Origin of the sequence: Bacillus sp. AG4(2022), from assembly GCF_031844465.1 — a bacterium.
GTDB lineage: Bacteria > Bacillota > Bacilli > Bacillales > Cytobacillaceae > Bacillus_AB > Bacillus_AB infantis.
The window spans coordinates 72856-98405 of sequence record NZ_JAUZVH010000008.1 but is presented as its reverse complement, the minus strand read 5'-3'; the positions used below and the strand labels follow the sequence as shown (position 1 = coordinate 98405).

Sequence of the window (25550 nt, the reverse complement as noted above, 5' to 3'; positions counted from 1 at the left end):
AGGCATCGGGAGCAATCCCGTGCCTGGCACCTTTTTTATATAGATCTCTCCACATTCACACGTCCGGAAAAAAAGGTGGCGCCTCCGCCCATGTCGGCGATGCGGTCAGGGACGAGTGCGTTGACAAGATGCTTTTTGCCGGGGGAATCTGCCCAGAGGCCTTGGGACACTAGGACTCCCGGCAGCACACGATCCCCGGCATTCGCCTTCAGGATGCATTCGCCCCGGTCATTCCAAACTCTCACCATGTCCCCATCCAGAATCCCCAATTCCTGTGCATCCTGACTGTTCATGAACAGCTGCGGCTCTTTTTCCAGGTCCTGATGCTTTTGATTATTGGAAAAAGTGGAGTTCAGGAAATTATGGTTCGGCGCAGGGACGAAGAGGAACGGGTGCTCGCTGTCTTTTTCAAGCGGCGTATAGACAGGCAGCGGCGGATAGCCGTCCTTTGCCATCTGCTCGGAATACAGCTCAATTTTCCCGCTGGGCGTTGGCAGTTTACCAGGGAAAAGAGGCTGTACCTTACCCTTCACAAAGCTATTCTCCTTCAGCGTTTCGTAAGTGACCCCATCCAGTGCAGGATTTCCGGGATGATCGAGCGCCTGGCTGATCATTTCCGCCTCGGTGTCAGAAAAAGCCTCATCTTCAAAATCCATGCCTGCCGCCAAAAGCCGGAAAACCTCCACATTAGATTTTGATTCACCATAAGGTTTGATGACCGGCTCCTGCAGCTGCAGAAAATGATGCCAGTATGAGGTGTACAAATCCGTATTTTCAAAAGAGGAAGTCGCTGGGAGCACGATATCGGCATATTTGGCCGTTTCGGTTAAAAATAAATCATGGACCACCGTGAAAAGATCTTCTCTCTTGAGGCCGCCCCTGACCAGATTGGCTTCCGGAGCGACAACCGCAGGATTGGTCCCGTAGATGAACAATGACAGAATCGGGTGCTCTGATTCTTGAAGCGCCTGGCCGAGAAGGTTCATATTGATGGTCCGGGCCCTGCTCTCCTTCCGAAGATCCGGGCGCTGCAGCTTGAAATTATTGAGTGCCAGATACCCGCCATTGCCTTTAATGGCTCCGCCGCCTTTTTTCAGCCATTGGCCTGTGATCGCGGGGAGGCAGGAGATGGTGCGTATGCACATGCCGCCATTGTCATGGTGCTGGATCCCATTGCCGATCCGGATGAAGGAAGGGGAAATGGTCCCGTACATCCTTGCCAGTTTATAAATATCATCCACAGGGACGCCGGTGATAGCGGAAACAGCAGCAGGATCATAGGCAGCACAATGCGCTTTCAGCTCTTCATGTCCAACCGTACAGTTCCTGAGGAATTCTTCATCCGCCATGTTTTCCTCAAACAGGATATGCATGATGCCAAGGGCAAGGGCTGCATCTGTCCCTGGAAGGATGGGGATGAACCAGTCGGCAGCCCGTCCTGTCTGATTTTTGTGGACATCAATGACGATCAGCTTTGCCCCGTTCTTTCGCGCCTTTTGCGCCAGGGCGATCTGGTGCATATTCGTGCTTGCCGCATTGATGCCCCAAAAAATCATCAGCTTAGAATGGATCGTATCCTCAGGATCAATGCCGAAGCTTCCGCCCATCGTGTAGCGGTAGCCGACGGTGCCTGCCGCCTGGCATATTGTATAATCCAGCTTTGAAGCGCCAAGCCGGTTGAAGAAGCGCCGGTCCATGCCCTCGGAATTCAGCCTTCCCATATTTCCATAGAAGCTGTAAGGAAGGATGCTCTCGGGTCCTGCAGTTTGCAGAAGTTCTTTCCAATGCGAGGTAATTTCCCGAATGGCTTCATCCCAGCTTATTCTCTCAAATCTGCCTTCGCCTTTTTTGCCAATTCTTCGCAAAGGATGTGTCAGGCGCTTTTCATCGTAAATCCGTTCAGCCTTATGCCGCACCTTCTGGCAAATATGCCCCTTTGTGACCGGATGCTCCGGATCCCCGGCAATTTTAACAATTCTTCCATTCTCTTTCTGCAGCAGCAGCCCGCACTGATCAGGGCAGTCCAGCGGGCATACGCTCTTGAATATTCCATTCTCTGTATCTGCAGCTGACATCATTTGACCGCCTCTCTTATTTCGTATATTAGTATCTTAAAAGAGTTGGACAATTCCTGCAATATAAGAAAAAGCCTGCTCCGATTGGAACAGGCTTAATGGTGCGGGCAGATTAAAATTCCTTCGCTGCCGCTTTTGCTTTTTCAAGTCCTTCATTGATGATTTCCTGTGCACGGTCAGGGAATTGGTTATGGCCTTCAACGATGATAGATTCAACGTTCTGGACGCCCCAGAAGTTCAGGATGGTGCTCACATAGTTGACGGCCATTTCAGCGCTTGCCGCAGGGCCTTCAGAATAAATGCCTCCGCGTGCATTAAGAAGGACAACCTTCTTGTCTCCCAGCAGACCGACAGGGCCTTCTGCTGTATAGCGGAAAGTTTTTCCTGCCTGTCCGAGATAATCAAGATAGGTGTGCAGTACTGCAGGAACAGTGAAGTTCCAAAGCGGGAATGCGAATACCACTTTATCTGCAGCCAGGAACTGGTCCAGATATTTGTTTACCAGGTTTGCTGCTTCCGTTTCAGCTGGCGTAAGCTCCATGCCTTTAGCAAGCTTGAACATGCCGCCCATCATATCATTGCTGTAGTATGGCAGGTTTTCGCCGAATAGGTCCAGCTCAGTGATTTGTTCGCCTGGATGAGCTTGTTTGTAGCTTTCAACAAAAGCATTATAGAGCTGAACGCTTACAGCCTGATCGGCCGGGCGGGAATTGGCTTTGATGAATAATACGTTTGACATAAGAATACCTCGCTTTATTTTTCTGGGTTGCTATAGCAACTGTGAATGATGCTGTATAAGACAAACATCACTTTACCACATTCTTGGTTGTTGTAGCAACATTTATGCAGGCAAATGAACAGACTACTGGACATTTGCCTGCATTTTGCGGAGAATCCTTCTGACTTCGTTCTGCTCTTCCTCTGAAATTCCCTGGCAGACGAGAGAGTTGAACTCCTCGGTTAGGGGAATGATGTGCTCCCCGAGCTCCCGGCCTTTTTCTGTCAGGAACAGCTGGAGGGAACGGCGGTCGCTTTTATGCTGGATCCTTTGAATAAATCCCTTTTTCTCAAGATTGGATACCATGCGCGCAATATTGGTTTTATCTTTCAGCAGCCTTTCCGCTACTTCATTTTGTGTGATTCCATCCTTTTCCCAAAGCAGCATCATGATTAAATTTTGCTCGGGAGCCAGATTATAAGGCGCCAGCCTGTTCTTTACATAGCTGGTCAGCGTCAGGTCGGTCTGATGGATATAGATGCTGATGTAATCGGTAAAAGAAAGCTTCAAAAGGGTTCCTCCGTTCTATAAGTAAACAGGCTGCAGATAATCATATTTTATGGTTATGACAGCAAAAAAACAATAAGTTGAGCATCAATTTGCCGGAAGGTGATCTTTTAGTTGATAATCGGAAAAAACTGCCGATATAACCAGTATGATATGCCTATAAAAAATGAATGAGGTTATACACCCATGTTTACAGTCCGAGACTCAGAGAATATATATATTCTGCAAGGACATTATTCTGTCCCGATTGTTCTTCTTTCTATTATTATTGCCTGCTGTGCGTCTTATACCGCACTATCCATGAACCAGCGTATGCAGCAGCCAAGCTTTTTCCAGCAGAGGTTCTGGCTGCTGCTGTCTTCCATTGCCATGGGGCTCGGAATCTGGTCCATGCATTTTATCGGCATGAGCGCGTTCATGCTTCCGATGCCGATGAAGTATGATTTGACGCTTACAATCGTTTCTGTGTTTCCAGCCTTTTTGGCCTCTTATCTGGCCTTTTATATCAGCAACCGGAAGAACAGCACTCATTGGCCATCTGCTATTTCAGGGGCCATCATGGGGATGGGCATCTCAGCCATGCATTATTTCGGTATGGCTGCCATGAAGATGGAAGCTGAATACAGCTATAAGCCGGGCCTGTTTGCCGCCTCCATCGCCATTGCTGTCGTAGTATCCTATGTTGCCTTGTATATATTTTCTGTGCTGCAGAAATATATGGGCAGATTTCTGGTAAAAGCGGCCACTGCTCTTATCATGGGCCTTGCGATTACAAGTATGCATTACACCGGTATGGCCGCTGTTGTTTTTTATACAGATGCGCCATTGGGCCATGCTTTGCATGAGATGCATAGTATGGATATGAGGCTCTTGATTGGCGTCATCACGGCGGGAATCTTGATTCTCCTTGCCATTTCCGGCCTGACGAGCCTTCTGGACCGTTATGTAGAATACCGCCTGAGCTATTTTGATCCGCTTACAAAGCTGCCGAACCAGCGGCAGTTTGAACAGGATTTGAAAAACGGGGGCAAAGGATGCCTGGCCATCATCCATATCCATGACCTGGAGAAATGGAACAGCGGTTTTGGCTATTCATTCGGAGATGAAATCATCCAATCTGTCCATGGGGGGATTAAAGGGCTGCTTCCGCTGGAAATGAAGGCATACCGCATCGAAGGAAATCGTTTTGCGATGTTCGCCTCCGGGGAGCATGAATATGAAAAATTAAAGGCAGCCTTGCATAGAATCATGGCTGTATTCACTCAGCCGCTGATCATCGGAAAACAGCGGCTCGTGATAGATATGGTGTGTGCAGTAAGTTCAGCCAGCGATAAACAGCCGCATAAAGAACTGTTCTCAAGCACAATGGCTGTACTCCTGCATTCAACAACCAGGTACAAGCATGAGGTAATTGAATATAATCCCGCTGTCCATACCTACAGCTTTGAAAAGGAACTGGCTAAGGATATCACACTTGCTATGGAAAATGACGACCTTTTTCTTGTCTACCAGCCGAAAATCTCCTCAAGCACATGGGAGGTTTCAGGCATGGAGGCATTATTGCGCTGGAACCACCCCAGGCATGGCATGATTTCGCCAGGCGTTTTCATTCCCATCCTCGAGGAAAGCGGGAAGCTTTTCAAAGTCACAGACTGGGTGATTGAAAAAGTATGCCTTCAGCTGTCCCACTGGCGAAAAGAAGGGGCAGCCCTTCACCAGATTTCCATTAACATCCCGGGCCCTTATCTGACTTCAGCCAAACTGCTGAACGTTTTAATAGACAGTCTTGAGAAATATGATATCAGCAGCCATCTGCTTGAATTGGAAATCACGGAGACCAGCGTCATCCATGATATTGAGAATGCCATTCAGGCAGTGGCGCAGTTCAGGGAAATGGGGCTTTCTGTTGCCTTGGACGATTTTGGTACAGGCGTATCCTCTCTTTCGTATTTAAAAAGAATACCGATTTCGACCATCAAAATTGATAAATCCTTCGTCGACGGGGTGCCGATGTCAGAAAAGGATTCGGCCATCCTGCGGGCCATCATTTCTCTGTCCTGCTCCCTGAATTTAAAGGTCGTCATCGAGGGAGCAGAATATCAGGACCAGATCGACTTTATTGCTTCTTTAAGCGAATCGCCGCATGTACAGGGCTATTATTTTTCCCGCCCGCTGAAAGAAGAAGAGCTGCAGGACTGGATACAGAACAGACATGAAGAAGCATTGGTTTAAGAAAGAAGGCAGGCCGGACACTTTCAGTCCAGCCTGCCTTTTCTATATGCTAGATTTCTTTGAGTGCACTCTCCAGATCTCCATATCCCCTTTTGTCCTGAAGCATCGGATCATCCGTCTCGGCCGTCCAGCCGTTTCCAAGAGCCGTAAATCTTCCATCCTCCTGCTGTGCAAAAGGTGTATGTATATGGAACGTCTGATCATCCTTCTTGACCGTGCAGCCGAAATAATAGCGCCCGCCCTGGCCTGGCTCCTCATAAGTGCCTATACTGTCCGCCCCGTATTCATTCAAATAGCCCTCAAAAGACCTCTGCAAATCCGCCAGAATCTGCTCACGCGTCATCGATTCCACTGTGCTGTCTCCTTTCGTTGTTATCTGCTTTTAATATGGCTTGGTTCTTAGGTTTTATTCTTCACAGTGAATGGGTTACTTGTAAAAAGGTGTGAGATATAATGATAATTATTTGTTTTTTAAAAAAATTTGAAACCCTCAGCTGCTTCACCTCGTCAAATCACGAATTTTAAACAAGGAGGTGGGTTTTGGTGTATATAGAAGGTGAGCAGGATTTTAATCCGGATTTGGCAAAGAATGAAAATTTGGAAGAAATATTAGAAGAAATCATGGTTACATACGGAACGGAGCTTGCAACGCTTGCTTTCTCTTATGTAAAGGATGCCGGGCTGGCCAAGGATATTGTACAGAATGTATTTATCAGCTGCAGCTCCAGCCTGCAAAAGTTTAAAGGGGAGTCTTCCCTGAAGACCTGGCTGTACCGGATCACCATTAACCAGTGCAAAGACCATTTAAAGAGTGCGTACTTCAAAAGGATACTTTTACCAGGTAAACAGGAGGACAACTCAACACCTCATGCGGACAGCCCTGAGGCAGCGTTACTCGAAAAAGACCATAAAAGGCAAATCAGGGATTGTATCATGTCTTTAAGCCCGAAATATAAAGAGGTCATTTTTCTATACTACTATCAGGAGTTTACAGTTGGAGAGGTCGCCTCCACTCTTCGTATATCAGAGAATACTGTCAAAACGAGACTGAAACGGGGAAGGGAAAAGCTCGGGGCGATATTGAGAAAGGAGGACATGCAATGGGACAGGATATAAAAAGCAAAGATCTTTTTAGTGAGGTGGAATTTACTGCAGAGGACAGACAGAAGGTGCAGGACTGTATAAAAAATAGTGAAAAACCACTTTTCTTTAAATGGCGGATCAAATCGATTGCAGCAGCTGCAGTTCTCCTCACTTTGGCAGGTTCCTTGGCTTTATTCGGATCAGGAACAAAGGCATTTGCTTTTTCAAACTTTCCTTTCTTTGATTCCATCTTCAGCCTTTTTGGCGATGAAGGGCTCCAAAAGGCCTCAAATGACGGAAATGTATCGCTTTTATCTTTAGAAAAGCAGGAAGATGGGATTAAGATGAGCATAAAGGAAGCAGTTTACGATGGACGCAGACTCTCAATCAGTTATGTGATTGAATCAGAAAAGCCGATAAATAATTACTCATATAAACAAATCGATGCTTATATACCCCTTAATCATTCTGAAGAGGGTATCTCCAGAAATGGTGTAAGGGATGAACAGATTTCTGAAAACAAAGTGGCAGGCATCTCAACCTTTACGTACGATTATGATAAAGGCGAATTGCCGGATAAAATAAAGGTGGACTTTCTATATAAAGCTACAACAGACAAATCTTACAAATGGGAAAAGGACTTCTCGTTCCGGTTCCAGTTCCCTGTTGAAAAATCAGAGGATATTAAAACCATCCCTATGAATATGGTTAAACAGTGGGAAAACAAAGTACTAGAACTAAAGAGTATTAAGCTGAGCCCGCTGACTACATCGGTTAATCTCCGATATAAGGAGCCATATAACAATAGGGAGCCCTATCCGTCTCATACAATCAGGCTTATTGATGAAAATGGCAAAGTTTTAAGGAATTTAAACAATTGGACAATGGGAATGGGGACCCAGACAAAAGAAAACGGCCAATGGTACAGTGTGACTGAATACAAAGAGTTTTTCGAGCAAGTGGACAAAGGTTCGTCAACCGTAACCATACAGGTGATAAATGGGACTTCAAACAGGTTTAAAGAAGATACGCCTCTAAGTAGTACCCCGCTCTCAACTGAAGCAGCCTTCCAGATGGGAGAAATGGGCAGCATTGAAATAGAAGGGATTGAAAGGGCAGACCAAACACTCATAATTGCCTATAAATATAAAAGCTCCCTGGCGTTCCTGAATGATTTTCAGTTTATGCTTACAGATAAAAATGGGGAATTTTATCATGGCATTGAGAAGTCCCGGGAATATTTAGGAGGCGAAGCTTATCTTGTTGAAGAAGTGTTCCCGAATACGCCGGATGAAGGTCTTTTCATCAAATATTTTAATGAAAAGGCTCCCGAGCTCATAGAAGAATTCCAAATGGAAGTACCGATCAAATAATCCTTTCAGGAAAAGGATATCCCTTCTCCACTGTAGAAGTTAACTCCAACAAGAATATACAGGAGGCTGAGCAATGGAACAGGAATTCAAATCATTTCTCAACCATTATCTCCAGGTCTGGAGGGAATCCTCGATCGAAGAAATGAAAGAGCTGATATCAAAGGATTATCAGGCAAGGGAAATCCGCGGGGATCAGATTGATGATTTTGGCTACGATGAGTCGGTCAAAGGCTGGGAGCAGGGATTTCGGTATGTAAAAGAGAATGAAGGGATCTGGGATTTGAAGGAGCTTGCTGTCATTCCGCTGAAGGAGGATGAAGTGATGGCGGTCTTGTCGGCCTCGATTATTATAAAGGGAGAACGGATCGGCACAGCCAATCTCTTTTTCGATACCTTCAAAAAAGACGGAGAAGGCAGCTGGAAGCAGGCCAGAAGCTATGTAGAAACAGGAATTTCCCCGGAAAGAATCGGCACCCTGCAGCTCGAGCAGCATATCTGAAAAGGACCATGCGCAGTGGTCCTTTTTCTTTGCTATCATACATATAACAGTAAATGGAACCGCAGGAGGTGAGCTCCATGATCAATCTGGATTTTACAGGTAACGCAGTAGAATGGGCAGCCACCATATTGGCTTATGCAGCTATTGTGATTGCCGCAATCGTTTTATATAAAAAGCAGGAGGAAAAGCCCAAGGTATTAAAAATCATCCTCATTATGTTTATTGGACTCTTTTCTTTTTCAATTAACTGGCAAAGTGACGGCCTGCCCATCCGGCTGCCGATACTGCCTCTCGGGGTATGGATCCTTTACTTTTTTTCCAGGGGCAAAGAAGGGAGATGGGCAAAGTACCGGCGGTTTGCCTGGCTGGGGTTTGCCGCCAATTTTGCTTTGCTTGCGGCTTCACTTGCAGCGGCTATGTTTTACCATGGGGTCTATGACACAAAGGATCCTGCCGTCTATTTGGCCAGTGTTGAGAATGCAGAAGTGGTCCTGCTGCACCCTTCAGCAGAACGGACAGTTCTCCGCCAGGGAGCACTGCTGGAGACAGGAACATGGACCAGGGGAAATTTTGATAGTGAAGAATGGTACAGGGAAATAACGATGGACGACAATCATGATGAAAGATTTCCTTACCTTCTTTCAGGGACAGAGCCTAAATGGGGAAGCGGCCTGGAGTCAGTCATTTATATTGAAAAGGATGGGAAGGGCGTCTTGATCTCAGGGCCTGATGCTCAGATGTATTACCGGTCTGAAAAGCCGCTGATTGAACCCTATGCCAGATAAAAAGAATCTTAGCTGGCCTCTCCGCATTGTCCGTTCATCCATTATGCTATAAAATCAGAAGCAGAAGGATAATGGGGTGAGCCATGTGAACTATAAACGGATTAAACCGCGTAAAATATATGAAGAAATTGCTGAGGCGCTAATGGATATGATCAAGTCAGGAGAGCTGAAGCCGGGAGATAAGCTTGCTTCGGTCCAGCAGCTGGCTGAAAACTTCCAGGTCGGCAGGTCTGCGGTCCGGGAGGCCTTGAGCGCTCTGCGTGCCATGGGGCTTGTGGAAATGCATCAGGGCGAAGGAACCTATATCAGGGAATTTGAATCCAATATGCTGACGCTTCCAGTGTATACAGCCATGCTGATGAAAAAGGCAGATGTTAAAAATCTTCTGGAGGTGCGGAGGATCCTTGAGGTCGGCGCCGTCAGTGCTGCTGCAGAAAGGCGTACGGTAGAGCAGCTGGCTGAAATTGAATCAGCGCTTGAGCAGATGAAAAAGGCCAGCGATGAAGAGCTTGGGGAAGAAGCGGATTTTCAGTTTCATATGGCGATTGCCAAGGCGTCGCAAAATGATCTGCTGATCAGCCTGATGAATAATGTTTCGGAAATGATGGTGACCACCATGCGTGAGACAAGGAGAATCTGGCTGTATTCTACCGAAAAAGCTTTAGGCCGCCTCACACTCGAGCACCAGAGCATCTATGAAAGCATCCGGGACCAGGATGGGCCCCGCGCCCAGCAGCTGATGCTCGACCACCTGCATAGTGTGGAAGAGGTCCTGATGAAATATATGAACGAAATGGAAGAGTGAGGGCCTGCATCCGAGGGGGATGCAGGCTTATTTATTTTTTATGATTCTTTGCTCGGTATTTAGGAATCCATTAAAACCGAAAAGCGTTACTCCCTGCAAAAGTTAATATCTGAAAATTTCCTATTGTAATGTGAAAGCGTTTTACTTATACTGTTTAATAGAATAAAGTCATCTGATGACCTGTTAATATGATGAATGAATATGCTATTAAAAAGGAGAGAAAAACGATGAGTATTGGAATGCTCGCTCTCATTGCTACCATACCGATTGTTTCGGTATTTGTTTTTTTAGTCATATTGAGATGGCCAGCGAATAAGGCGATGCCTTTATCGCTGATCGTAACCGTCCTGATGGCCATGGCTGTGTGGAAGGTGCCTGGCGCCCAGATCGGGGCTGCTGCTGTCAAAGGCCTGGCGACCGCCCTTGAAGTAGGGGTGATTGTCTTCGGAGCAATCCTGCTTCTTAACACCTTGAAAGAAAGCGGTGCCATCTTTACGATACGTAAAGGCTTTATGAGCATCTCGCCTGACAGGCGCGTCCAGACGATCATCGTCTGCTGGCTGTTCGGTTCCTTCCTGGAAGGTGCCGCAGGATGGGGAGCCCCGGCGACAATTGTCGGTCCGCTTCTTGTGGCAATCGGATTCCCCGCGATGGGAGCTGTCATGGTTGCCCTGATCCTGCAGTCAACGCCGGTATCATATGGAGCCGTCGGTACACCGATCCTGATCGGCGTCAATACCGGACTGAAGGATTCGCCGCTTGTCCAAAGCTATGTTGCTGAACAAGGAACAACGATGGAGGCATACATAAACGGTATCGGCGGCCAGGTTGCCCTGATTCACGGAGTGATCGGGATATTCATCCCTCTCTTTATGGTTACGATGCTGACTTATTTCTTTGGAAAAAATAAATCGATTGCAGAAGGGCTTGCCATCTGGAAGTTTGCTATTTTCGCAGGACTCGCATTCACGGTGCCTTACGCGCTTGTGGCCAATCTCCTTGGACCGGAATTCCCGTCCATGATCGGCGGTTTGATAGGACTTGCCATTGTGGTGCCGGCAGCAAGGAAGGGATTCCTTGTTCCGAAAAAGTCCTGGGATTTCGATTCAGCAGACAACTGGGATCCTGCCTGGACGGGAACCCTCCAGGTTGATAAAGAAGATGCTGCGACAAAGCCTGTCTCTTTCCTGGCAGCCTGGATGCCTTACATCCTTGTTGCGGTACTGCTGGTGCTGACAAGACTGAAGACACTCCCGTTTGCAGGGTGGATCCAGTCCTGGGTCATCAGCCTTGAGAATGTATTCGGGACAGTCATCACAGTTGAATCCAAGCCGCTGAATATTCCCGGTGTGGTATTCATTGCTGTATCGCTGATCTCCATCCTTATTTACAGGATGAATATGAAAGCATACGGCCGGGCGGTCAAAGATTCTTTCAAAACCGTTGTCAGTGCCATGGCAGCCCTTATTTTCGCAGTGCCGATGGTGCAGGTATTCATCAATTCCGGCGTCAACGCAGCTGACTATACCAGCATGCCGCTCGCACTCGCTGAGGGCATATCAGAGGTATTCGGCTCCTACTGGCCGCTTGCAGCACCGACGATTGGAGCGATCGGCGCATTTGCGGCCGGAAGCAATACAATCAGCAATATGATGTTTTCGCTCTTCCAGTTCGGGGTGGCAGACAATATCATGGCAGCACCTGCCACAATCGTTGCCCTGCAGGCAGTCGGCGGAGCTGCCGGCAATATGATCTGTGTGCATAATGTTGTGGCTGCGTCCTCTTCTGCAGGCCTGATCGGAAAAGAAGGAAATTTGATCAGAAAAACACTGATCCCGATGACCTTCTATGTCATTTTTGCCGGGGGGATCGGCTATACAGCCATCAATGGCTTCGGCTTGAATGCAGGGACAGCCATCCTCGCGCTTGCCGCCGGCTTCATCCTCGTGATGCTGTACAAAGGGGAAAAACAGAACCGTACGGAAAGCAGGCAGCTGAAAAAAACAGCTTGATAATCGGCAGGTTCCTATAAGGGGCCTGTCTTTTTCTCAGGAAAGTATTTTAGTGTACTAAAGTCATCTGATGACCTGTTGACTATAAACCTATAAAGATTTAAACTATATAGTATCAAAAGTAAAAAAAGTGAATCAGCTTTCAAAAGAAGTGAAAGCGATAACAAGGAAAAGGTGAAATCGATGAAAGTATCATTATTTGTTACCTGCCTGATCGATATATTCCAGACTGAAGCGGGAAAAGATACCGTGGAGCTGCTCGAAAGGCTCGGCTGCGAGGTCGATTTCCCGGAGCGCCAGACATGCTGCGGACAGCCTGCTTACAACAGCGGCTATGTGGAAAAAGCGAAAGAATCGATGAAACATATGATAAAAGTTTTTGAGCATGCAGATTATGTGGTATCTCCTTCGGGATCATGCAGCACGATGTTCAAAGAATATCCCCATATTTTCAAAGGGGACCCGAAATGGGAAGAGAGGGCCCAGCGTTTGGCTGATAAAACGTTTGAACTGACGCAGTTCATTGTTGATGTGCTCGGCGTTGAAGATGTCGGTGCCAGGCTTGATGGGAAGGCAACCTATCATACTTCCTGCCATATGACGAGGCTGCTCGGAGTGAAGGAAGCGCCGATGAAGCTGCTGGGCAATGTGAAGGGGCTTGAGATGAGGCCGCTTCAGAACAGCTATGACTGCTGCGGATTTGGAGGCACTTTTTCGATAAAAATGACACCGATTTCAGAGCAGATGGTCGATGAAAAAGTCATGCATATTGAAGAATCAGAGGCTGATATTTTAATAGGCGGAGATTGCGGCTGCCTGATGAATATCGGCGGGCGGATCGAGAGGCACGGAAAGCAGATCAAAGTAATGCACATAGCATCCGTCCTGAACAGCAGATAAAAGTGCAGAGAAAGAGGGGGAATAAAAATGGCAATGAAGATTGGAGATAAGCCCTTTAAGGAACGGGTTGCCGGCGGCATCAATGATACGTTTATGCGCGGAGCCGTTTCTTCTGCACAGGGGCGCTTCCGCACAGGGCGCCTGAATGCAGCGGAAGAGCTTGGGAACTGGGAGGACTGGCGCCAGCTTGGCGAAGAAATCCGCTCCCATACAATAGAAAATCTTGACTACTATCTGGAGCAGCTGAGCGAAAATGTGGCAAAGCGCGGCGGCCATGTCTTTTTTGCGGAAACGGCGGAAGAAGCGAATGACTATATCACGAATGTTGTAAAACGGAAAAAAGGAAAAAAGGTCGTTAAGTCCAAATCAATGGTCACAGAAGAAATCAACATGAACGAGGCGCTTGAAAAGGCCGGCTGTGAAGTCATTGAAACTGACCTTGGGGAGTGGATCCTGCAGGTCGATGACCATGATCCTCCTTCCCATATCGTCACGCCCGCACTTCATAAAAACAAAGAACAAATCCGCGATGTGTTCAAAGCGAAGCTGGGCTATGACAAAACGGAAAAGCCGGAAGAGCTTGCCTTGTTTGCACGGGAAAAGCTTCGCAAGGAATTCCTGGAGGCAGACATCGGCATCACAGGCTGCAATTTTGCCATTGCAGAGTCCGGCACGGTTTCTCTTGTGACGAATGAAGGAAATGCCCGGATGGTTACGGCGATCCCGAAGACGCAGATCACCGTTATGGGCATGGAGAGGATTGTACCGACCTGGGAAGAAATGGAGGTCCTGGTCAGCCTTTTGACAAGGGCGGCAGTCGGGCAGAAGCTGACAAGCTATGTCACCGGCCTGAGCGGACCCAAGCAGGAGGGCGATGTTGACGGACCGGAGGAATTCCACCTGGTCATCGTCGACAATGGGCGCTCGAAGATATTGGGGACGGCCTTCCAGTCAATCCTGCACTGCATCCGCTGTGCAGCCTGCATCAATGTTTGCCCGGTCTACCGCCATGTAGGCGGACATTCCTACGGCTCCATCTATCCGGGACCGGTCGGGGCTGTCCTGTCGCCATTATTGGGCGGCTATGATGAATTTAAAGAACTTCCTTATGCTTCAACCTTATGTGCGGCGTGCACAGAGGCATGCCCGGTAAAGATTCCGCTTCACGAGCACCTGCTGCGCCATCGCCAGGAAATTGTCGAGAAAGAGGGCAGGGCTCCTGCCTTTGAGAATCTTTCCATGAAGGCCTTCAGCATGGGTACTGCTTCACCGGCCATGTACAATATCGGTTCAAAGCTGGCACCGGCGGCACTTGGCGTCTTTTCAAAGGATGAGAAAATTTCCAAAGGACCCGGCCCGCTGAAAAATTGGACAGATATCCGCGAATTCCCGGCACCTAAGAAAGACCGGTTCAGGGACTGGTTCAAAAAGAGAGAAAAAGAGGGTGACAAATAATGCCTGCAGGACAAATCCAAAACCGCTCATCTTTCCTGGATAGCCTGGCGAAGAATCTTGGACGGGAACGGCGCATTCATGTTGAAAAGCCGGTCTGGAAGCATAATCCGCAGTGGGAGGTCCTAAAGGGCTTTTCACAGGATGAGCTTGCCGAAGTCCTCATCAAGCAATGTGAAATCATCCATACAGAAGTGCATCGGACAGTAACAGCCGACCTTCCTTTTCTGATAACAGAACTGATAAAGGAAACAGGCGGAAAATCAGTCGTCACATGGGATGACCCCCGTTTTGAAGAATGCGGGCTCGGCAGCATGCAAAGCACCCTTAAAACGGACGGAATCGATCTGCATGTATGGGATCCCGAAGCCGGGGAAGAAAACCTCGCCATTTCAGCCACCGCCGATATCGGGATCACCTTCAGTGACACAACCCTGGCAGAATCCGGAACCGTTGTCCTATTCAGCGGCCAAGGAAAAGGGCGGTCCGTCAGCCTCCTGCCAGCCATCTACTTTGCCATCATCCCAAAAAGCACCATCGTCCCAAGAATGACCCAGGCAGCCAAAGCCATCCACGAAATCGCAGCCAAAGGAGAAGAAGTCCCATCCTGCATCAACTTCATCTCCGGCCCAAGCAACAGCGCCGACATCGAAATGAACCTAATCGTCGGCGTCCATGGCCCAGTCAAAGCTGTTTATTTGGTAGTAGATGACTTATAAGGAAAGCTGACGAAATAAAGCTGTTCAGTAATTAAAGGCTCCCAAAATCAAGTTATAAGCAGACTAAGAGTTATTTAAGCTGCATAACATTTCAGCCAAGGCTTACCATATAAATTCCGAAAACCTGCTGATTGGAGTGGAAGCACGCAGACTCCTGCGGGAGATAGCGGCAAGGCTGAGACCCCCCAAGAGCTTGCTCTGAGGAGGCTCAGCGCTGTCCCGCGGAAAGCGAAGTGCCTGAAACGGAAATCAGCAGCCCCCATTAGCAAGAGAAAAAGAGTCTATGAGTTGAATCAGATTGAAAAAAGGGTATAACCACCCAAAAGAGTTATTTGTGTTAAACAACTTTTCAATGGAAACCATGCCAAAAAATTTCGAAGACCTGTTGATTGGAGTGGAAGGCACGCAGACTCCTGTGGGAGATAGCGGCAAGGCTGAGACCCCGCAAGAGCTTGCTCTGAGGAGGCTCAGCGTCGCCCCGCGGAAAGCGAAGTGCCTGCAACGCAAATCAACAGCCCCCATCAACAAGTGATAAATAGTCTAAAAGCTGATCCTAATCGGGTCAGCTTTTTCTTAATAAGAGTAGCTTTATTTTCAAGATTCCTTCCAGTATCCTTAATAAGAAGCAAGTTTAATCAGGTAATCTAAGAGATAAAAGAGGGATCCCTATGAAACAAATACACAGCGACATCATCCAGTTCCGCGGCACCCACTATGACTTCGGCTATAAGCAGGGAGAAAAAATCAAAAACTCCCTTTCCGTAAAAAACCGCGAAGAACAATGGAAAGTAAGAAAACCGCGCTTCATCATCGATGAAAAAGAAGCAAAGGATGCAATCAAAAAATTCGCCCCCGGCACTTGGGACGAACTGCTCGGCCTCCAGGAAGCACTGGAATGGCCGATGCAGAAAGTCCTCCAGGAGTTCGGCGGCTATCGCGTCGATTATAACCGATCCGGCTGCTCCATCTTGACAGGCAGCAGCTATCTGATCCGCAACTACGACTATCATCCCAAAACCTATGAAGGCCGCTACACCCTTTTCCAGCCAACTGACCAGGGCTATGCCATCATCGGGCCCAGCCAGCGGGTCACAGGGCGGATGGATGGAATGAACGAAAAAGGCCTGGTGGTAGGCTATAACTTCATGAACCGGAAAAAACCGGGCGACGGCTTTATCTGCTGCATGATCGGGAGGCTGCTTCTTGAATCATGCGCAGATGCCGATGAAGCTGTAAGCATGCTCAAGGAGATTCCGCACCGCCATTCTTTCACCTATGTTGTATATGACCGAAGCGGGAAATCCTTTGCGGTGGAAACTTCCCCGCGCCGTGTGGAGATCCGGCAGACGAATGCCTGCACCAACCATTTTGAAATTATGAAAGATGAAAACCGCCACCATTTGGCAGACTCACTCCGCAGGCTTGCTGTTATCAAAGAAGCAGGCGTGGAAATGACCGAAGCGATGGAGGCGTTCAGACTCCTGAATGATACAGATAAAGGCGTTTTTTCTGATTTATACAGCAGCTGGGCCGGCACCATCCACACATCAGGTTATTTGCCTCAGGAAGGTAAAGCCTGGTTTGCCCTGGGCGGCGACCGGAGCCCGGTTGAATTTGACTTTGACAGATGGCTGCAGGGAGAAGATATTGATATGAAAAGGATCACAGGTGAAGTGAATACCAGCATCCCCTTCCTGCATATGGATGATCATGCAAACTGGTTCAGCAAATAAACGTTGCCGGAGGTATGGATATGAATAAGAAAAGGCTGTTCCTGCTGTCCGGTCTTATTATTACAATAACAGTCGGCATCGGACTTTATTGGCTTTATTTTTCCAAACCGGACGGACTGCCTGATGACAAGAAGCTCATAGATTATATGAACCGCTATCATTCCGACATGCAGGCCAGTGATATCAAGGCAATCATCCCAGCCGATGAAGAGCATGTTTTTGTTCCTTTTGTGAGGAAAGGCGGAGAATATGGCGCCAGCTTCTGGACATGGAGAAAGCGCGATTGGGAGCTTGATTATATAAGCTCTGCCGGGGAGCCGAAGATTTGGCGGATCGACCCGGATGACCCATCTTCATTCCGGATAGCCTGGAGCTTTTCGCCTGACAGCGGCTTAGAAAAGATTCGCTACTATTTAATGAGAGACAGGGACTTTTTTGTTTCAGGGGGAAAAGAGACTTATTTGCCAAAGGTGCAGATGGAGCATGAAACCATGCTTGATGAAGGCAGCTATGGGATGATGGAGCTGCCGGAAGAGTGGAAGTCCGTCGCGGGTTCGTTGGCGGATTCTGTCAAGAAGAGCCAGCCTGATTGGTTCTCTTTTCCTGTGCTCGGCATCCATTTTGGCTGGATTGGCTACGATGAAAATGGAAAAACCTTTTTTCCGGATGTGGGTGACAGCTTTGGTACTGGCGGTTCAAATATAGATTATATGCAGATGCTTGGGGAGAATGACATTGAACAGCCAGGGAGGAAAGAATGAAAGAACAGGATTATGACAGACTTCTTCATATTAAAACAGAAGGCGGACAGCAGGGGTTTACCCGCTCTTTCCATTATCACCGATATGAGGCGACACCTTATTCCGCACTGGATATTTTATTCGAGGATTACAAATTGGCGGGCACCGACACGCTTGTTGATTTCGGCTGCGGGAAGGGCCGGCTTGTCTTTTACAGCCATTATCTGTTCCAGGCTTCCGGCACAGGTGTTGAAATGAATGAGGATTTATATGAAGAAGCCCTTCGCAACGCAGAAACTTATGTGAAAAAAAGCAGAAAAAGCAGGGGGATGCTCCAATTTGAATGCAGCCTTGCAGAGGAATACAGGATCAGGCCGGAAGAGAATTGCTTTTACTTCTTCAACCCCTTTTCCATCCAGGTGTTCAGGAATATCATCGCAAATATCCTTTTGTCTGTGGAAGAACACCCGCGCTCTGCAGATATTGTGCTGTATTACCCATCAGAGGATTATATTTTTTTCCTTGAAAATTATACAAGCTTTGAACTGGAAAAAGAGGTAGAGCTCCCGGAAAGCAGCCATGATCAAAATGAAAGGTTTTTGATCTACAGGCTAAAGATGTGAAATCGCTTACATTTTATTTGCTGGAGATATAGAATTTATTGGAAATGATAGATATAATGGTTTCAAGATAAATAGTAAATGGGGTAGGAGAATGAATAAGAAAAAGATCCTTCTGATTAGCGGCATTGTCATCGTGCTTTTAGCTGCGGTTCTGATAGGAGCAGGCAACTACTTTTATAATGTAGCAATCAATCGGAGTGATGAGTCCCTGAAGCTCCATGGCGGCAGCGAGTCAAGAGCAGTCAGTGCAATGGCAGCTGAGGAAGAGGCGGCCAAGCTTGCTGAAGTGATGGAGTGGACGGAAAAACAGGACTTCAAGACTGTTGAAATCACTTCGGACGACGGGCTGAAGCTAAAGGCAGCTTTCCTGAAGAACCCGGATTCCAATGGCAGGGCAGTCATCCTGGCTCATGGATATAAAGGCAGCAGCGAACAGATGCCGGGCGTTACGAAATTTTACTATGAGCAGGGGTTTGACGTCCTGAAGCCGGATGCCAGGGGCCATGGCTTAAGCGAAGGGAATTATATCGGCTATGGCTGGCATGAACGGAAGGACTATGTGAAGTGGGCCAGCAGGCTGATAAAAGAGGAAGGGGCAACTGATATTTTTCTGCACGGCTTTTCCATGGGGGCAGCGACCGTCCTGATGGCAAGCGGGGAAAAGCTTCCGCCGGAAGTGAAAGGGATCATTGAGGATTCAGGCTACACAAACGTTCATGAAGAGCTATCCCACCAGCTGAAATATCTGTACCATCTGCCTTCATTCCCTCTCATGCAAGTGACGAGCGCTGTGACGAAGGTAAGGGCAGGCTATACGTTCAGCGAAGCTTCGGCAGTTGAACAGGTGAAAAAGAATAAGCTTCCGCTCTTCATCATCCACGGTGACCAGGACGAACTGGTCCCGACCGAAATGGCAGACCGGATTTATGATGCGGCGACAAGCGAGAAGGAAATCTGGATTGTGCCGGGGGCCGGTCATACAGAGGCTTATACAATCGCTGAAGAAGAATACCAGAAGCGCTTGACGGCTTTTATTAAAAAAGTGCAAAATAAGTAAGGCAGAATTGGAAATTTGATTGAATATTTACAATTTTGTGAACTATAATAGATGCAGGCATGGACTTTTTTCGTTTATCTTATAAAATATCACGAAGAGGAGGACCGTTCTGCATTACAAATTAGACAAACAAGTTTTTCATCCAGGGGGGAATAAAAATGGTCATGAAGTACTTACAGAGAATGGGCCGCTCTTTAATGCTGCCTGTAGCCGTGCTGCCGGTGGCTGCGATTTTGATGGGGATTGGGTATTATATCGATCCAAACGGCTGGGGGGCAGGAAACCCGGCTGCCGCTTTCCTGATTAAAGCTGGAGGCTCTATCCTTGATCATATTCCGGTGCTGTTCGCGGTCGGAATTGCCTTGGGAATGGCGAAGGAAAAAGATGGTTCCTCAGCTATTTCCGGATTGGTCGCCTATCTCGTTGTCACAACACTGCTATCAACTGACACGGTTGCGATGCTGCAGGGTGTAGACGCTGCCGATGTAAACCCTGCTTTTGGGAAAATCGAGAATGCTTTTGTTGGTATCTTATCAGGGATTGTAGCATCGATTATGTATAACCGCTTTGCCAAGGTGAAGCTTCCGGATGCCCTGGCATTCTTCAGCGGAAAGCGGCTTGTTCCGATCATGTCCGCTGTGACAATGCTGGCCGTGGCCGCAATCCTGTTCTTTGTCTGGCCGCTCATCTTCTCCGGACTGGTATCCTTCGGGACAGCGATAAGCAAGATGGGCTTTGTGGGCGCAGGGCTTTACGGGTTCTTTAACAGGCTCCTGATCCCAACTGGGCTCCACCATGCTTTGAACTCTGTGTTCTGGTTCGATACTGTCGGAATCAATGATATCGGAAAGTTCTGGGCAAGCGAAGGAACTAAAGGGGTGACTGGCATGTATCAGGCAGGCTTCTTCCCTGTCATGATGTTCGGTCTTCCGGCTGCTGCCCTGGCCATGTACCATACGGCGAAATCAAAACAGAAGAAAATGGCGGCATCACTGCTGCTTGCTGCAGGCTTTGCTTCCTTCTTTACGGGAGTGACTGAGCCGCTCGAGTTCTCATTCATGTTCATTGCGCCTGCTCTTTATGTCGTGCATGCGGCATTGACGGGAATATCCCTTGCTGTTGCGGCCTTCTTCCATTGGACAGCAGGCTTCGGATTCAGTGCAGGGCTGGTCGACTTTGTATTGAGCCTAAAGATCCCTATTGCCAACCAGCCGTGGATGCTCCTGGTTCAGGGTCTCGTATTTGCAGTCCTGTATTATGTGCTGTTCAGATTCCTGATCACCAAGTTTAACCTATCCACTCCTGGCCGGGTTGAAATGACTGAGGGAGCAGAGGGCGCTGAAGGCGGAGAAGTATCTGCCCCTGCGGCAGGAAGTGAAAAATTCGCCATCATGGCTGCTAAAATCTATGACGGCCTCGGCGGAGATGCGAATGTTACATCTGTAGACAACTGTGTGACCCGCCTTCGCATTGAAGTGAAGGACATGGAGCAGGTCGACCAGAAAAAGATTAAAGATACCGGGGTTCCGGGAATCAATATTGTCGGTCCTACAAGCATTCAGGTCATCGTTGGCACATCAGTGCAATTTGTAGCCGATGAAATAGAAAAGATCAGGAAATAACATTGAAAAAGCCGGGCGATGCCTGGCCTTTTCTTCTTTTCTCTTTATATATGGAAAGGGGAGGGGATGGTATGAAGGAAAAAAAGCATAGAAAAAGAAGGCAAAAAGGGAGCATGCATCCTTTTATTGTCTTTACTCTTCTTATGATAGCTGCTGCCATGATTTCTCTGTGGGCCAATGAAGGCTACAGCAGCATGGGAGAAGGGTAGATAGCACTGATTCGCCGGAATTTTTCAGGAGGGCCGTTTCCCTTGACCGCTTTCTAGTAAGCTATGGAATTCCGGTCAAAAGAAGCGGGATAGCGCCAAAGGACAGACAGAGGTTCTTTTCTCAATATGGCCATCCAGGAAAGGACTCAGACGTTGACCGTCATGCTGTGCTGCTGAGAGTTTTGGAGAATTGACGGCCAGCTTAAGCATGGCAGAGCTGGGCCCCAACTCTATTATGAGTGTTGTGGTCCATAGACTGTGCAGGACACGCCGCGAATTAGCTATCTCTAAACAGAGTCCATCACATTTCATCCCTTGATACCTCAGGTAAAATGGTTCATAATCACAAATAGAAGAAAGGCGTTTATTAAGAGGGGGGCGGATGGTGCTGAAGGATACTTTACGGCAGATTGAATATGAAATTGCGATGCTTGTGAGGCTGACGACTGCCCACAGTCCGAAGCTGGGGAGCCTTGACCGGTCGGAGTATCTGCTGCTGAGTGAGATTTCTGCGCATGAGCCCCTGGCAATCAATGCACTGGCAGAAAAGCTGATGCTGAATCTCTCTACAGCGAGCAGGCAGATCGCCGTTCTCGAAGGAAAAGCTTATATTGAACGTTTCCCGGATGAACATAACGGCCGGATCAGCCTGGTCCAGCTGACAGATAAAGGACGGGCGGTGCTTCAGAAGGTGAAAGAAGCGCGCCAGTCTGTTTATGGGGAAATCTTGAAAGACTGGTCACCGGACGAGCTGGCAGGGCTGGAAGCCAGCCTGACAAGGCTTAATAAAGATTTCAAACTATGGGGAAAATAATACGGATGAGGAGAGAGCCGCCAAGGCTCTTTTTTTGTTGGAAATTACCTGTTGCAGAATCACTGTAAAGTTGTATAATACAATATATTGTCTATAAGTTGTATAATGCAACTTGTAAAAAGAAATATAAGTTTTGAAAGGAGGATCTGCTGTTGAGTCAACCTGTCAATATTTCCGGCTCTGATTCGAAAAAGATGGCCATTCCGCCATATTTGGCCATATCCATTCTGACCATCTTTTCTATCGGGCCGCAGTACTTTTTAAATTTATCTTATATTCTCAATCAGGGGATCATTCAAAACGGCCTGAACCTTGGTTCGAATGATCTGCTGCTGCCGTCCACATTATCCAATCTTGCATTTGCGTTCGGTGTGCCGCTAGGTCCGGTGCTGGCAAGGAAGATCGGCCTTAAGAGGAACTATCTGACCTTTGTGCTGGTTTTCCTGCTTGGCTCTGTACTGGACGCGCTGTCACTGGGCATTACAACATTGACGGCCGGCCGGATCATACAGGGAATCAGCGCCGGCATCCTTTTCCTGACGATTTTGCCGGTCAGCCTGACTTCTTTTCCGAACAAAATCCGCAATACCTTCCTGCTGATGGCGATTGGGGGACTATTCGGGTCGAGTGCTGTCGGGGCATTCTTTGGAAGCATTTCGCTCTCATCAGGCATGTGGCGCTGGCTGTTTATCCTGAACATCGTTTCAAGCATTTTATGCCTTGTAATGGGAAGTATTTTTCTTCCATCAGCACAGGATGAGAAAAAACATAAGGAGCCGCCTGCGGATAAAAAAGGGATTTTCCTGTTAGGGTTATTTATCCTAAGCCTCGCCTATCCCCTTTGCAATCTGATGGAAGAGGGCTTCTCATCGATCAGGATCTGGCCGCTGCTGGTTCTCGCCGCCATCATCATGCTCCTCTTTATCTATATTGATTTAAAATCGGAGAATCCGCTGGTTCCGTTTGGCTCTCTCAAGGCAGCCAAGCCGGTGTCAGGCACTATCATGGCAGTCGCGTCCCATATTTCACTCATTTTTGCCCTTGCCGGGATCAATGGGTTTCTCCGGAATAATAAAGAATTGCCATTTGAGTATCTATCGCATTTTTATTTCTGGTTTTTCATCGGGATATTGATCACAGCTATCCTGAAAACTTTATTATATGACAGGCTTGGAGCAGGCATTCTGGGGACAATCGGTTCACTGGCTGTCATTTACGTCAGCTGGAGATGGATGAACATCACTCCTGATATCTCCCTTCATGCTCTCTATTTCCAAATCGCCTGCCTTGGGGCAGGGGTCAGCATGGTGCTGGTGGCAGGAGCACTTGGGACGGCCCTGGCCGGGGACATCCATAAAGCCTCCAAGCGGTCAGTCACCCTGCATTCGATCAGGAATTTTGCCGGGGCAGTGGCTGCTCCGTTGCTCGGCTGGTTCATATACAGGCAGAATGCGTATCATTATGAAGCAGTCAGGAACCACGCAAGTAAATATGAACCGGAAGTACAGGCGGAAATGGCCAGGATGACAAGGCATCTGATGGAAAGCGGATTGCCATTGGCCAAGGCGAAGAGCATGGCATTCTATGAATTGGTCGTTAATGCGAAAAAGTCGGCCATCCTTACGGCATACCATGACCTGTTTACGATCATGCTGGGAATCGGCGTCATCATGCTGCTGGCTTCCATCGGCAAGATTGCGACAGGGAAAGGGCGCTCGCTTGTCCAAAAGCAAAAAAGAATTCTTCTGCCCGCTCCGGACAGCCGGCAGGCACATAAATAATAGAGGTTACCTGAGAGGAGAAAGATGAATGAGTAAAGGACGTTTAATCCTGACAAATATTATTGGCATCCTGGTTGTGTTCGCATTGATTGCAGCAGGTGCTTATTACTATTACCAGAATGAAAACTATGTAACAACGGATGATGCAGTGGTATCAGCCGATATGATGCAGGTAACGGCACCGGCATCAGGGATGCTTGCAGAATGGAAGCTGGAAGAGGGGAAAAGTGTCTCCGAGAATGCAAGCGTCGGAAAAGTAGCGGCAGGAGAAACTTCTGTTCCTGTCAGCAGCTATATGAACGGCACGGTCATCCAGAATCAAGCCTATCCTCATCAGATGGTCCAGGCGGGACAGGCGCTGGCAGTTGCTGCAGACATGGAGCATCTTTATATTACGGCCAATATTAAGGAAAAAGACTTGAAGGAGATTGAAGTGGGAGACAGTGTTGAAATCAAGGTTGATGGAGATGGGAACACATTATTTGATGGAGAAGTAGAGGAAATCGGCTTTGCCACCAATTCATTATTTTCTGTGCTGCCCCAGCAAAGCTCCAATGGCAGCTACACCAAAGTGACCCAAAAGGTCGCAGTGAAAATTTCCCTGAAAAATGCTTCAGACAAAGTGCTGCCGGGGATGAATGCGGAAGTGAAAATTTCGCTCTAAAAGAAGCGATTAAAGGAAAAATGCGGGGAGGAAAGGCAATTGAAGATATACGTGGTTTACGATAGCGAAGGCATGCATACGGAAGCCCTGGCCAGGTCCATTGCTGAAGGCGCCCGGACGATAGAGGGAGCAGAGGTATTGATTGATCATGTCAGCCAGGCAGATGTGTATAAACTCCCGGAAATGGATGCCATCATATGGGGATGCCCGGGCCATTTTGGAACCATCAGCTCAGGCCTGAAGGCGTGGATTGATAAGCTGGGCTATTTATGGGCGGAAGGAAAGCTGGTCAATAAAATCGGCGCGGTTTTCTGTACAACGGCAACCACTCACGGCGGCCTCGAGGCAACGATGCTCAATCTGATTACGCCCATGCTCCATCAAGGGATGATTATTGCCGGACTGCCTGCCAATATTCCGGCAAATGCCTTATACGGCTCTTATTATGGTGTCGGCATCACCTGCCCGATTGATTCAGACGAGAAGATATCAAATGAAGGGCTGGAACTCGGGAGAGCCCTCGGTGAACGGGTTTCACTTCTGGCCAGACGGCTTGATGCCGGCAGAGACGGAGCTGGTCAGTAATGGCCGGCATCATATTTTGCCTTTTGGCTGCTTTACTCGTGGCTGCCAGCCTGATTGCTGCCAATCTAAACTCTACACGCAGACATGGTCAGCTGGAGGAGAAAAAGAGTGCCAGCCAGGCAGTGCTCCAGGCTCCTGAGGAACATCCTGCTGAACCCGTTCAGGATGCAGGGGAAGCAGCAGGCACACCAATAAAGCCTGCTGCGGAAGATGCAGAACGGATGGAAGACCATGCATACCGGCAGGCCCTGCAATCTTTTATGAAGGAAAATGAGAAAAAGCAGGATTCCTCTGACAGCAGGATGGATGACCAGGCATTCCGCGGTGCCTTAAAATCACTGAACCAGAAAAAAGAAAAGTAAAGTTCAACCCGCATCTGGCAAAGGATGCGGGTTTGCCTGATTTTAAGGATTGCCGGCTGAAAGTTTTTATCTGCACATGAAATAGTGGCATTAAGGGGATTCTTTTTAATACCGAGCAATATATGTTGACTTTTTTTCAC

The 25550-nt window shown here is 48.0% G+C and carries 25 protein-coding genes; 21 read left to right on the top strand and 4 right to left on the bottom strand.

The window, feature by feature from the left end:
- Window positions 1-35: 35 nt before the first annotated feature.
- The 3 genes from Q9R36_RS20400 to Q9R36_RS20390 all read right to left on the bottom strand — a co-directional run bounded on the left by Q9R36_RS20400 (window position 36) and on the right by Q9R36_RS20390 (window position 3363).
- Entirely contained in the window at window positions 36-2078 is a 2043-nt protein-coding gene (locus Q9R36_RS20400) for a molybdopterin-containing oxidoreductase family protein (RefSeq protein ID WP_253616461.1), read from the bottom strand.
- Window positions 2079-2187: 109 nt separating this feature from the next.
- On the bottom strand, window positions 2188-2814 hold the full coding sequence (locus Q9R36_RS20395) for an FMN-dependent NADH-azoreductase (RefSeq protein ID WP_253616462.1): 627 nt from the start codon (window positions 2812-2814) through the stop codon (window positions 2188-2190).
- 123 nt (window positions 2815-2937) lie between these two features.
- Complete coding sequence (locus Q9R36_RS20390; RefSeq protein WP_009791814.1) at window positions 2938-3363, bottom strand: MarR family winged helix-turn-helix transcriptional regulator; 426 nt, start codon at window positions 3361-3363, stop codon at window positions 2938-2940.
- Window positions 3364-3546: 183 nt separating this feature from the next.
- Between Q9R36_RS20390 and Q9R36_RS20385 the strand changes: the two genes are divergently transcribed.
- Window positions 3547-5592, top strand: coding sequence for a bifunctional diguanylate cyclase/phosphodiesterase (locus tag Q9R36_RS20385; RefSeq protein WP_129613442.1), 2046 nt, complete (start codon window positions 3547-3549; stop codon window positions 5590-5592).
- Between the two features lie 49 nt (window positions 5593-5641).
- Here the strand turns inward: Q9R36_RS20385 and Q9R36_RS20380 are convergent, their stop codons facing one another.
- Window positions 5642-5935 carry a DUF5634 family protein gene (locus tag Q9R36_RS20380; protein ID WP_253619044.1) on the bottom strand — a complete coding sequence of 98 codons (294 nt, stop codon included), beginning with the start codon at window positions 5933-5935 and terminating at the stop codon, window positions 5642-5644.
- Window positions 5936-6135: 200 nt separating this feature from the next.
- Between Q9R36_RS20380 and Q9R36_RS20375 the strand changes: the two genes are divergently transcribed.
- From Q9R36_RS20375 to Q9R36_RS20280, 20 genes are all read left to right on the top strand, one after another.
- Entirely contained in the window at window positions 6136-6708 is a 573-nt protein-coding gene (locus Q9R36_RS20375) for a sigma-70 family RNA polymerase sigma factor (protein WP_232217721.1), read from the top strand.
- A complete protein-coding gene (locus Q9R36_RS20370; RefSeq protein ID WP_009791810.1) occupies window positions 6693-8048 on the top strand; it encodes a DUF4179 domain-containing protein in 1356 nt (451 codons plus the stop codon). The genes Q9R36_RS20375 and Q9R36_RS20370 overlap by 16 nt, the downstream gene beginning before the upstream one ends.
- Window positions 8049-8121: 73 nt before the next feature.
- On the top strand, window positions 8122-8547 hold the full coding sequence (locus tag Q9R36_RS20365) for a flavoprotein (protein ID WP_148950937.1): 426 nt from the start codon (window positions 8122-8124) through the stop codon (window positions 8545-8547).
- Window positions 8548-8624: 77 nt separating this feature from the next.
- Window positions 8625-9332, top strand: coding sequence for a hypothetical protein (locus tag Q9R36_RS20360; protein ID WP_253616463.1), 708 nt, complete (start codon window positions 8625-8627; stop codon window positions 9330-9332).
- Between the two features lie 85 nt (window positions 9333-9417).
- On the top strand, window positions 9418-10137 hold the full coding sequence (locus Q9R36_RS20355) for a FadR/GntR family transcriptional regulator (protein WP_094769132.1): 720 nt from the start codon (window positions 9418-9420) through the stop codon (window positions 10135-10137).
- A gap of 227 nt (window positions 10138-10364) precedes the next feature.
- Complete coding sequence (locus Q9R36_RS20350; RefSeq protein ID WP_253616464.1) at window positions 10365-12149, top strand: L-lactate permease; 1785 nt, start codon at window positions 10365-10367, stop codon at window positions 12147-12149.
- 183 nt (window positions 12150-12332) lie between these two features.
- Window positions 12333-13049, top strand: coding sequence for a (Fe-S)-binding protein (locus Q9R36_RS20345; RefSeq protein ID WP_253616465.1), 717 nt, complete (start codon window positions 12333-12335; stop codon window positions 13047-13049).
- 27 nt (window positions 13050-13076) lie between these two features.
- Window positions 13077-14504: a LutB/LldF family L-lactate oxidation iron-sulfur protein gene (locus tag Q9R36_RS20340; protein ID WP_094769089.1), complete on the top strand. Its 1428-nt coding sequence runs from the start codon at window positions 13077-13079 to the stop codon at window positions 14502-14504.
- A complete protein-coding gene (locus tag Q9R36_RS20335; RefSeq protein ID WP_253616466.1) occupies window positions 14504-15220 on the top strand; it encodes a LutC/YkgG family protein in 717 nt (238 codons plus the stop codon). The genes Q9R36_RS20340 and Q9R36_RS20335 overlap by 1 nt, the downstream gene beginning before the upstream one ends.
- A gap of 668 nt (window positions 15221-15888) precedes the next feature.
- A complete protein-coding gene (locus tag Q9R36_RS20330) occupies window positions 15889-16953 on the top strand; it encodes a C45 family autoproteolytic acyltransferase/hydrolase (RefSeq protein ID WP_253616467.1) in 1065 nt (354 codons plus the stop codon).
- Between the two features lie 20 nt (window positions 16954-16973).
- Complete coding sequence (locus Q9R36_RS20325) at window positions 16974-17714, top strand: hypothetical protein (protein WP_148950943.1); 741 nt, start codon at window positions 16974-16976, stop codon at window positions 17712-17714.
- Window positions 17711-18316 (top strand): SAM-dependent methyltransferase, encoded by a 606-nt coding sequence (locus Q9R36_RS20320; protein ID WP_253616468.1) that lies wholly within the window; start codon window positions 17711-17713, stop codon window positions 18314-18316. Before Q9R36_RS20325 ends, Q9R36_RS20320 begins: the two co-directional genes overlap by 4 nt.
- 91 nt (window positions 18317-18407) lie before the next feature.
- Window positions 18408-19373 carry an alpha/beta hydrolase gene (locus Q9R36_RS20315; protein WP_101551637.1) on the top strand — a complete coding sequence of 322 codons (966 nt, stop codon included), beginning with the start codon at window positions 18408-18410 and terminating at the stop codon, window positions 19371-19373.
- A 158-nt stretch (window positions 19374-19531) separates the two neighbouring features.
- Complete coding sequence (nagE, locus tag Q9R36_RS20310; protein WP_022543487.1) at window positions 19532-20995, top strand: N-acetylglucosamine-specific PTS transporter subunit IIBC; 1464 nt, start codon at window positions 19532-19534, stop codon at window positions 20993-20995.
- 71 nt (window positions 20996-21066) lie between these two features.
- Window positions 21067-21204, top strand: coding sequence for a hypothetical protein (locus tag Q9R36_RS20305; RefSeq protein ID WP_156916998.1), 138 nt, complete (start codon window positions 21067-21069; stop codon window positions 21202-21204).
- A gap of 382 nt (window positions 21205-21586) precedes the next feature.
- Entirely contained in the window at window positions 21587-22018 is a 432-nt protein-coding gene (locus Q9R36_RS20300) for a MarR family winged helix-turn-helix transcriptional regulator (protein ID WP_022543488.1), read from the top strand.
- Between the two features lie 152 nt (window positions 22019-22170).
- Window positions 22171-23799 (top strand): MFS transporter, encoded by a 1629-nt coding sequence (locus tag Q9R36_RS20295; RefSeq protein ID WP_311225793.1) that lies wholly within the window; start codon window positions 22171-22173, stop codon window positions 23797-23799.
- A 28-nt stretch (window positions 23800-23827) separates the two neighbouring features.
- Window positions 23828-24463 carry an efflux RND transporter periplasmic adaptor subunit gene (locus Q9R36_RS20290; protein WP_253616470.1) on the top strand — a complete coding sequence of 212 codons (636 nt, stop codon included), beginning with the start codon at window positions 23828-23830 and terminating at the stop codon, window positions 24461-24463.
- 39 nt (window positions 24464-24502) lie between these two features.
- On the top strand, window positions 24503-25048 hold the full coding sequence (locus Q9R36_RS20285) for an NAD(P)H-dependent oxidoreductase (RefSeq protein WP_094769078.1): 546 nt from the start codon (window positions 24503-24505) through the stop codon (window positions 25046-25048).
- Window positions 25048-25410 (top strand): hypothetical protein, encoded by a 363-nt coding sequence (locus Q9R36_RS20280; RefSeq protein WP_253616471.1) that lies wholly within the window; start codon window positions 25048-25050, stop codon window positions 25408-25410. The genes Q9R36_RS20285 and Q9R36_RS20280 overlap by 1 nt, the downstream gene beginning before the upstream one ends.
- Window positions 25411-25550: the final 140 nt, after the last annotated feature.

Bases quoted from the DNA above. Each gene is read 5' to 3' on its own strand.
- Q9R36_RS20365 (WP_148950937.1), top strand. From the start codon at position 8,122: ATGGAACAGGAATTCAAATCATTTCTCAACCATTATCTCCAGGTCTGG.
- Q9R36_RS20335 (WP_253616466.1), top strand. From the start codon at position 14,504: ATGCCTGCAGGACAAATCCAAAACCGCTCATCTTTCCTGGATAGCCTG.
- Q9R36_RS20305 (WP_156916998.1), top strand. From the start codon at position 21,067: ATGAAGGAAAAAAAGCATAGAAAAAGAAGGCAAAAAGGGAGCATGCAT.
- Q9R36_RS20380 (WP_253619044.1), bottom strand. From the start codon at position 5,935: ATGACGCGTGAGCAGATTCTGGCGGATTTGCAGAGGTCTTTTGAGGGC.
- Q9R36_RS20325 (WP_148950943.1), top strand. From the start codon at position 16,974: ATGAATAAGAAAAGGCTGTTCCTGCTGTCCGGTCTTATTATTACAATA.
- nagE (WP_022543487.1), top strand. From the start codon at position 19,532: ATGGTCATGAAGTACTTACAGAGAATGGGCCGCTCTTTAATGCTGCCT.
- Q9R36_RS20345 (WP_253616465.1), top strand. From the start codon at position 12,333: ATGAAAGTATCATTATTTGTTACCTGCCTGATCGATATATTCCAGACT.
- Q9R36_RS20370 (WP_009791810.1), top strand. From the start codon at position 6,693: ATGGGACAGGATATAAAAAGCAAAGATCTTTTTAGTGAGGTGGAATTT.
- Q9R36_RS20360 (WP_253616463.1), top strand. From the start codon at position 8,625: ATGATCAATCTGGATTTTACAGGTAACGCAGTAGAATGGGCAGCCACC.
- Q9R36_RS20330 (WP_253616467.1), top strand. From the start codon at position 15,889: ATGAAACAAATACACAGCGACATCATCCAGTTCCGCGGCACCCACTAT.
- Q9R36_RS20340 (WP_094769089.1), top strand. From the start codon at position 13,077: ATGGCAATGAAGATTGGAGATAAGCCCTTTAAGGAACGGGTTGCCGGC.
- Q9R36_RS20385 (WP_129613442.1), top strand. From the start codon at position 3,547: ATGTTTACAGTCCGAGACTCAGAGAATATATATATTCTGCAAGGACAT.
- Q9R36_RS20320 (WP_253616468.1), top strand. From the start codon at position 17,711: ATGAAAGAACAGGATTATGACAGACTTCTTCATATTAAAACAGAAGGC.
- Q9R36_RS20350 (WP_253616464.1), top strand. From the start codon at position 10,365: ATGAGTATTGGAATGCTCGCTCTCATTGCTACCATACCGATTGTTTCG.
- Q9R36_RS20315 (WP_101551637.1), top strand. From the start codon at position 18,408: ATGAATAAGAAAAAGATCCTTCTGATTAGCGGCATTGTCATCGTGCTT.
- Q9R36_RS20395 (WP_253616462.1), bottom strand. From the start codon at position 2,814: ATGTCAAACGTATTATTCATCAAAGCCAATTCCCGCCCGGCCGATCAG.
- Q9R36_RS20400 (WP_253616461.1), bottom strand. From the start codon at position 2,078: ATGATGTCAGCTGCAGATACAGAGAATGGAATATTCAAGAGCGTATGC.
- Q9R36_RS20280 (WP_253616471.1), top strand. From the start codon at position 25,048: ATGGCCGGCATCATATTTTGCCTTTTGGCTGCTTTACTCGTGGCTGCC.
- Q9R36_RS20300 (WP_022543488.1), top strand. From the start codon at position 21,587: ATGGTGCTGAAGGATACTTTACGGCAGATTGAATATGAAATTGCGATG.
- Q9R36_RS20290 (WP_253616470.1), top strand. From the start codon at position 23,828: ATGAGTAAAGGACGTTTAATCCTGACAAATATTATTGGCATCCTGGTT.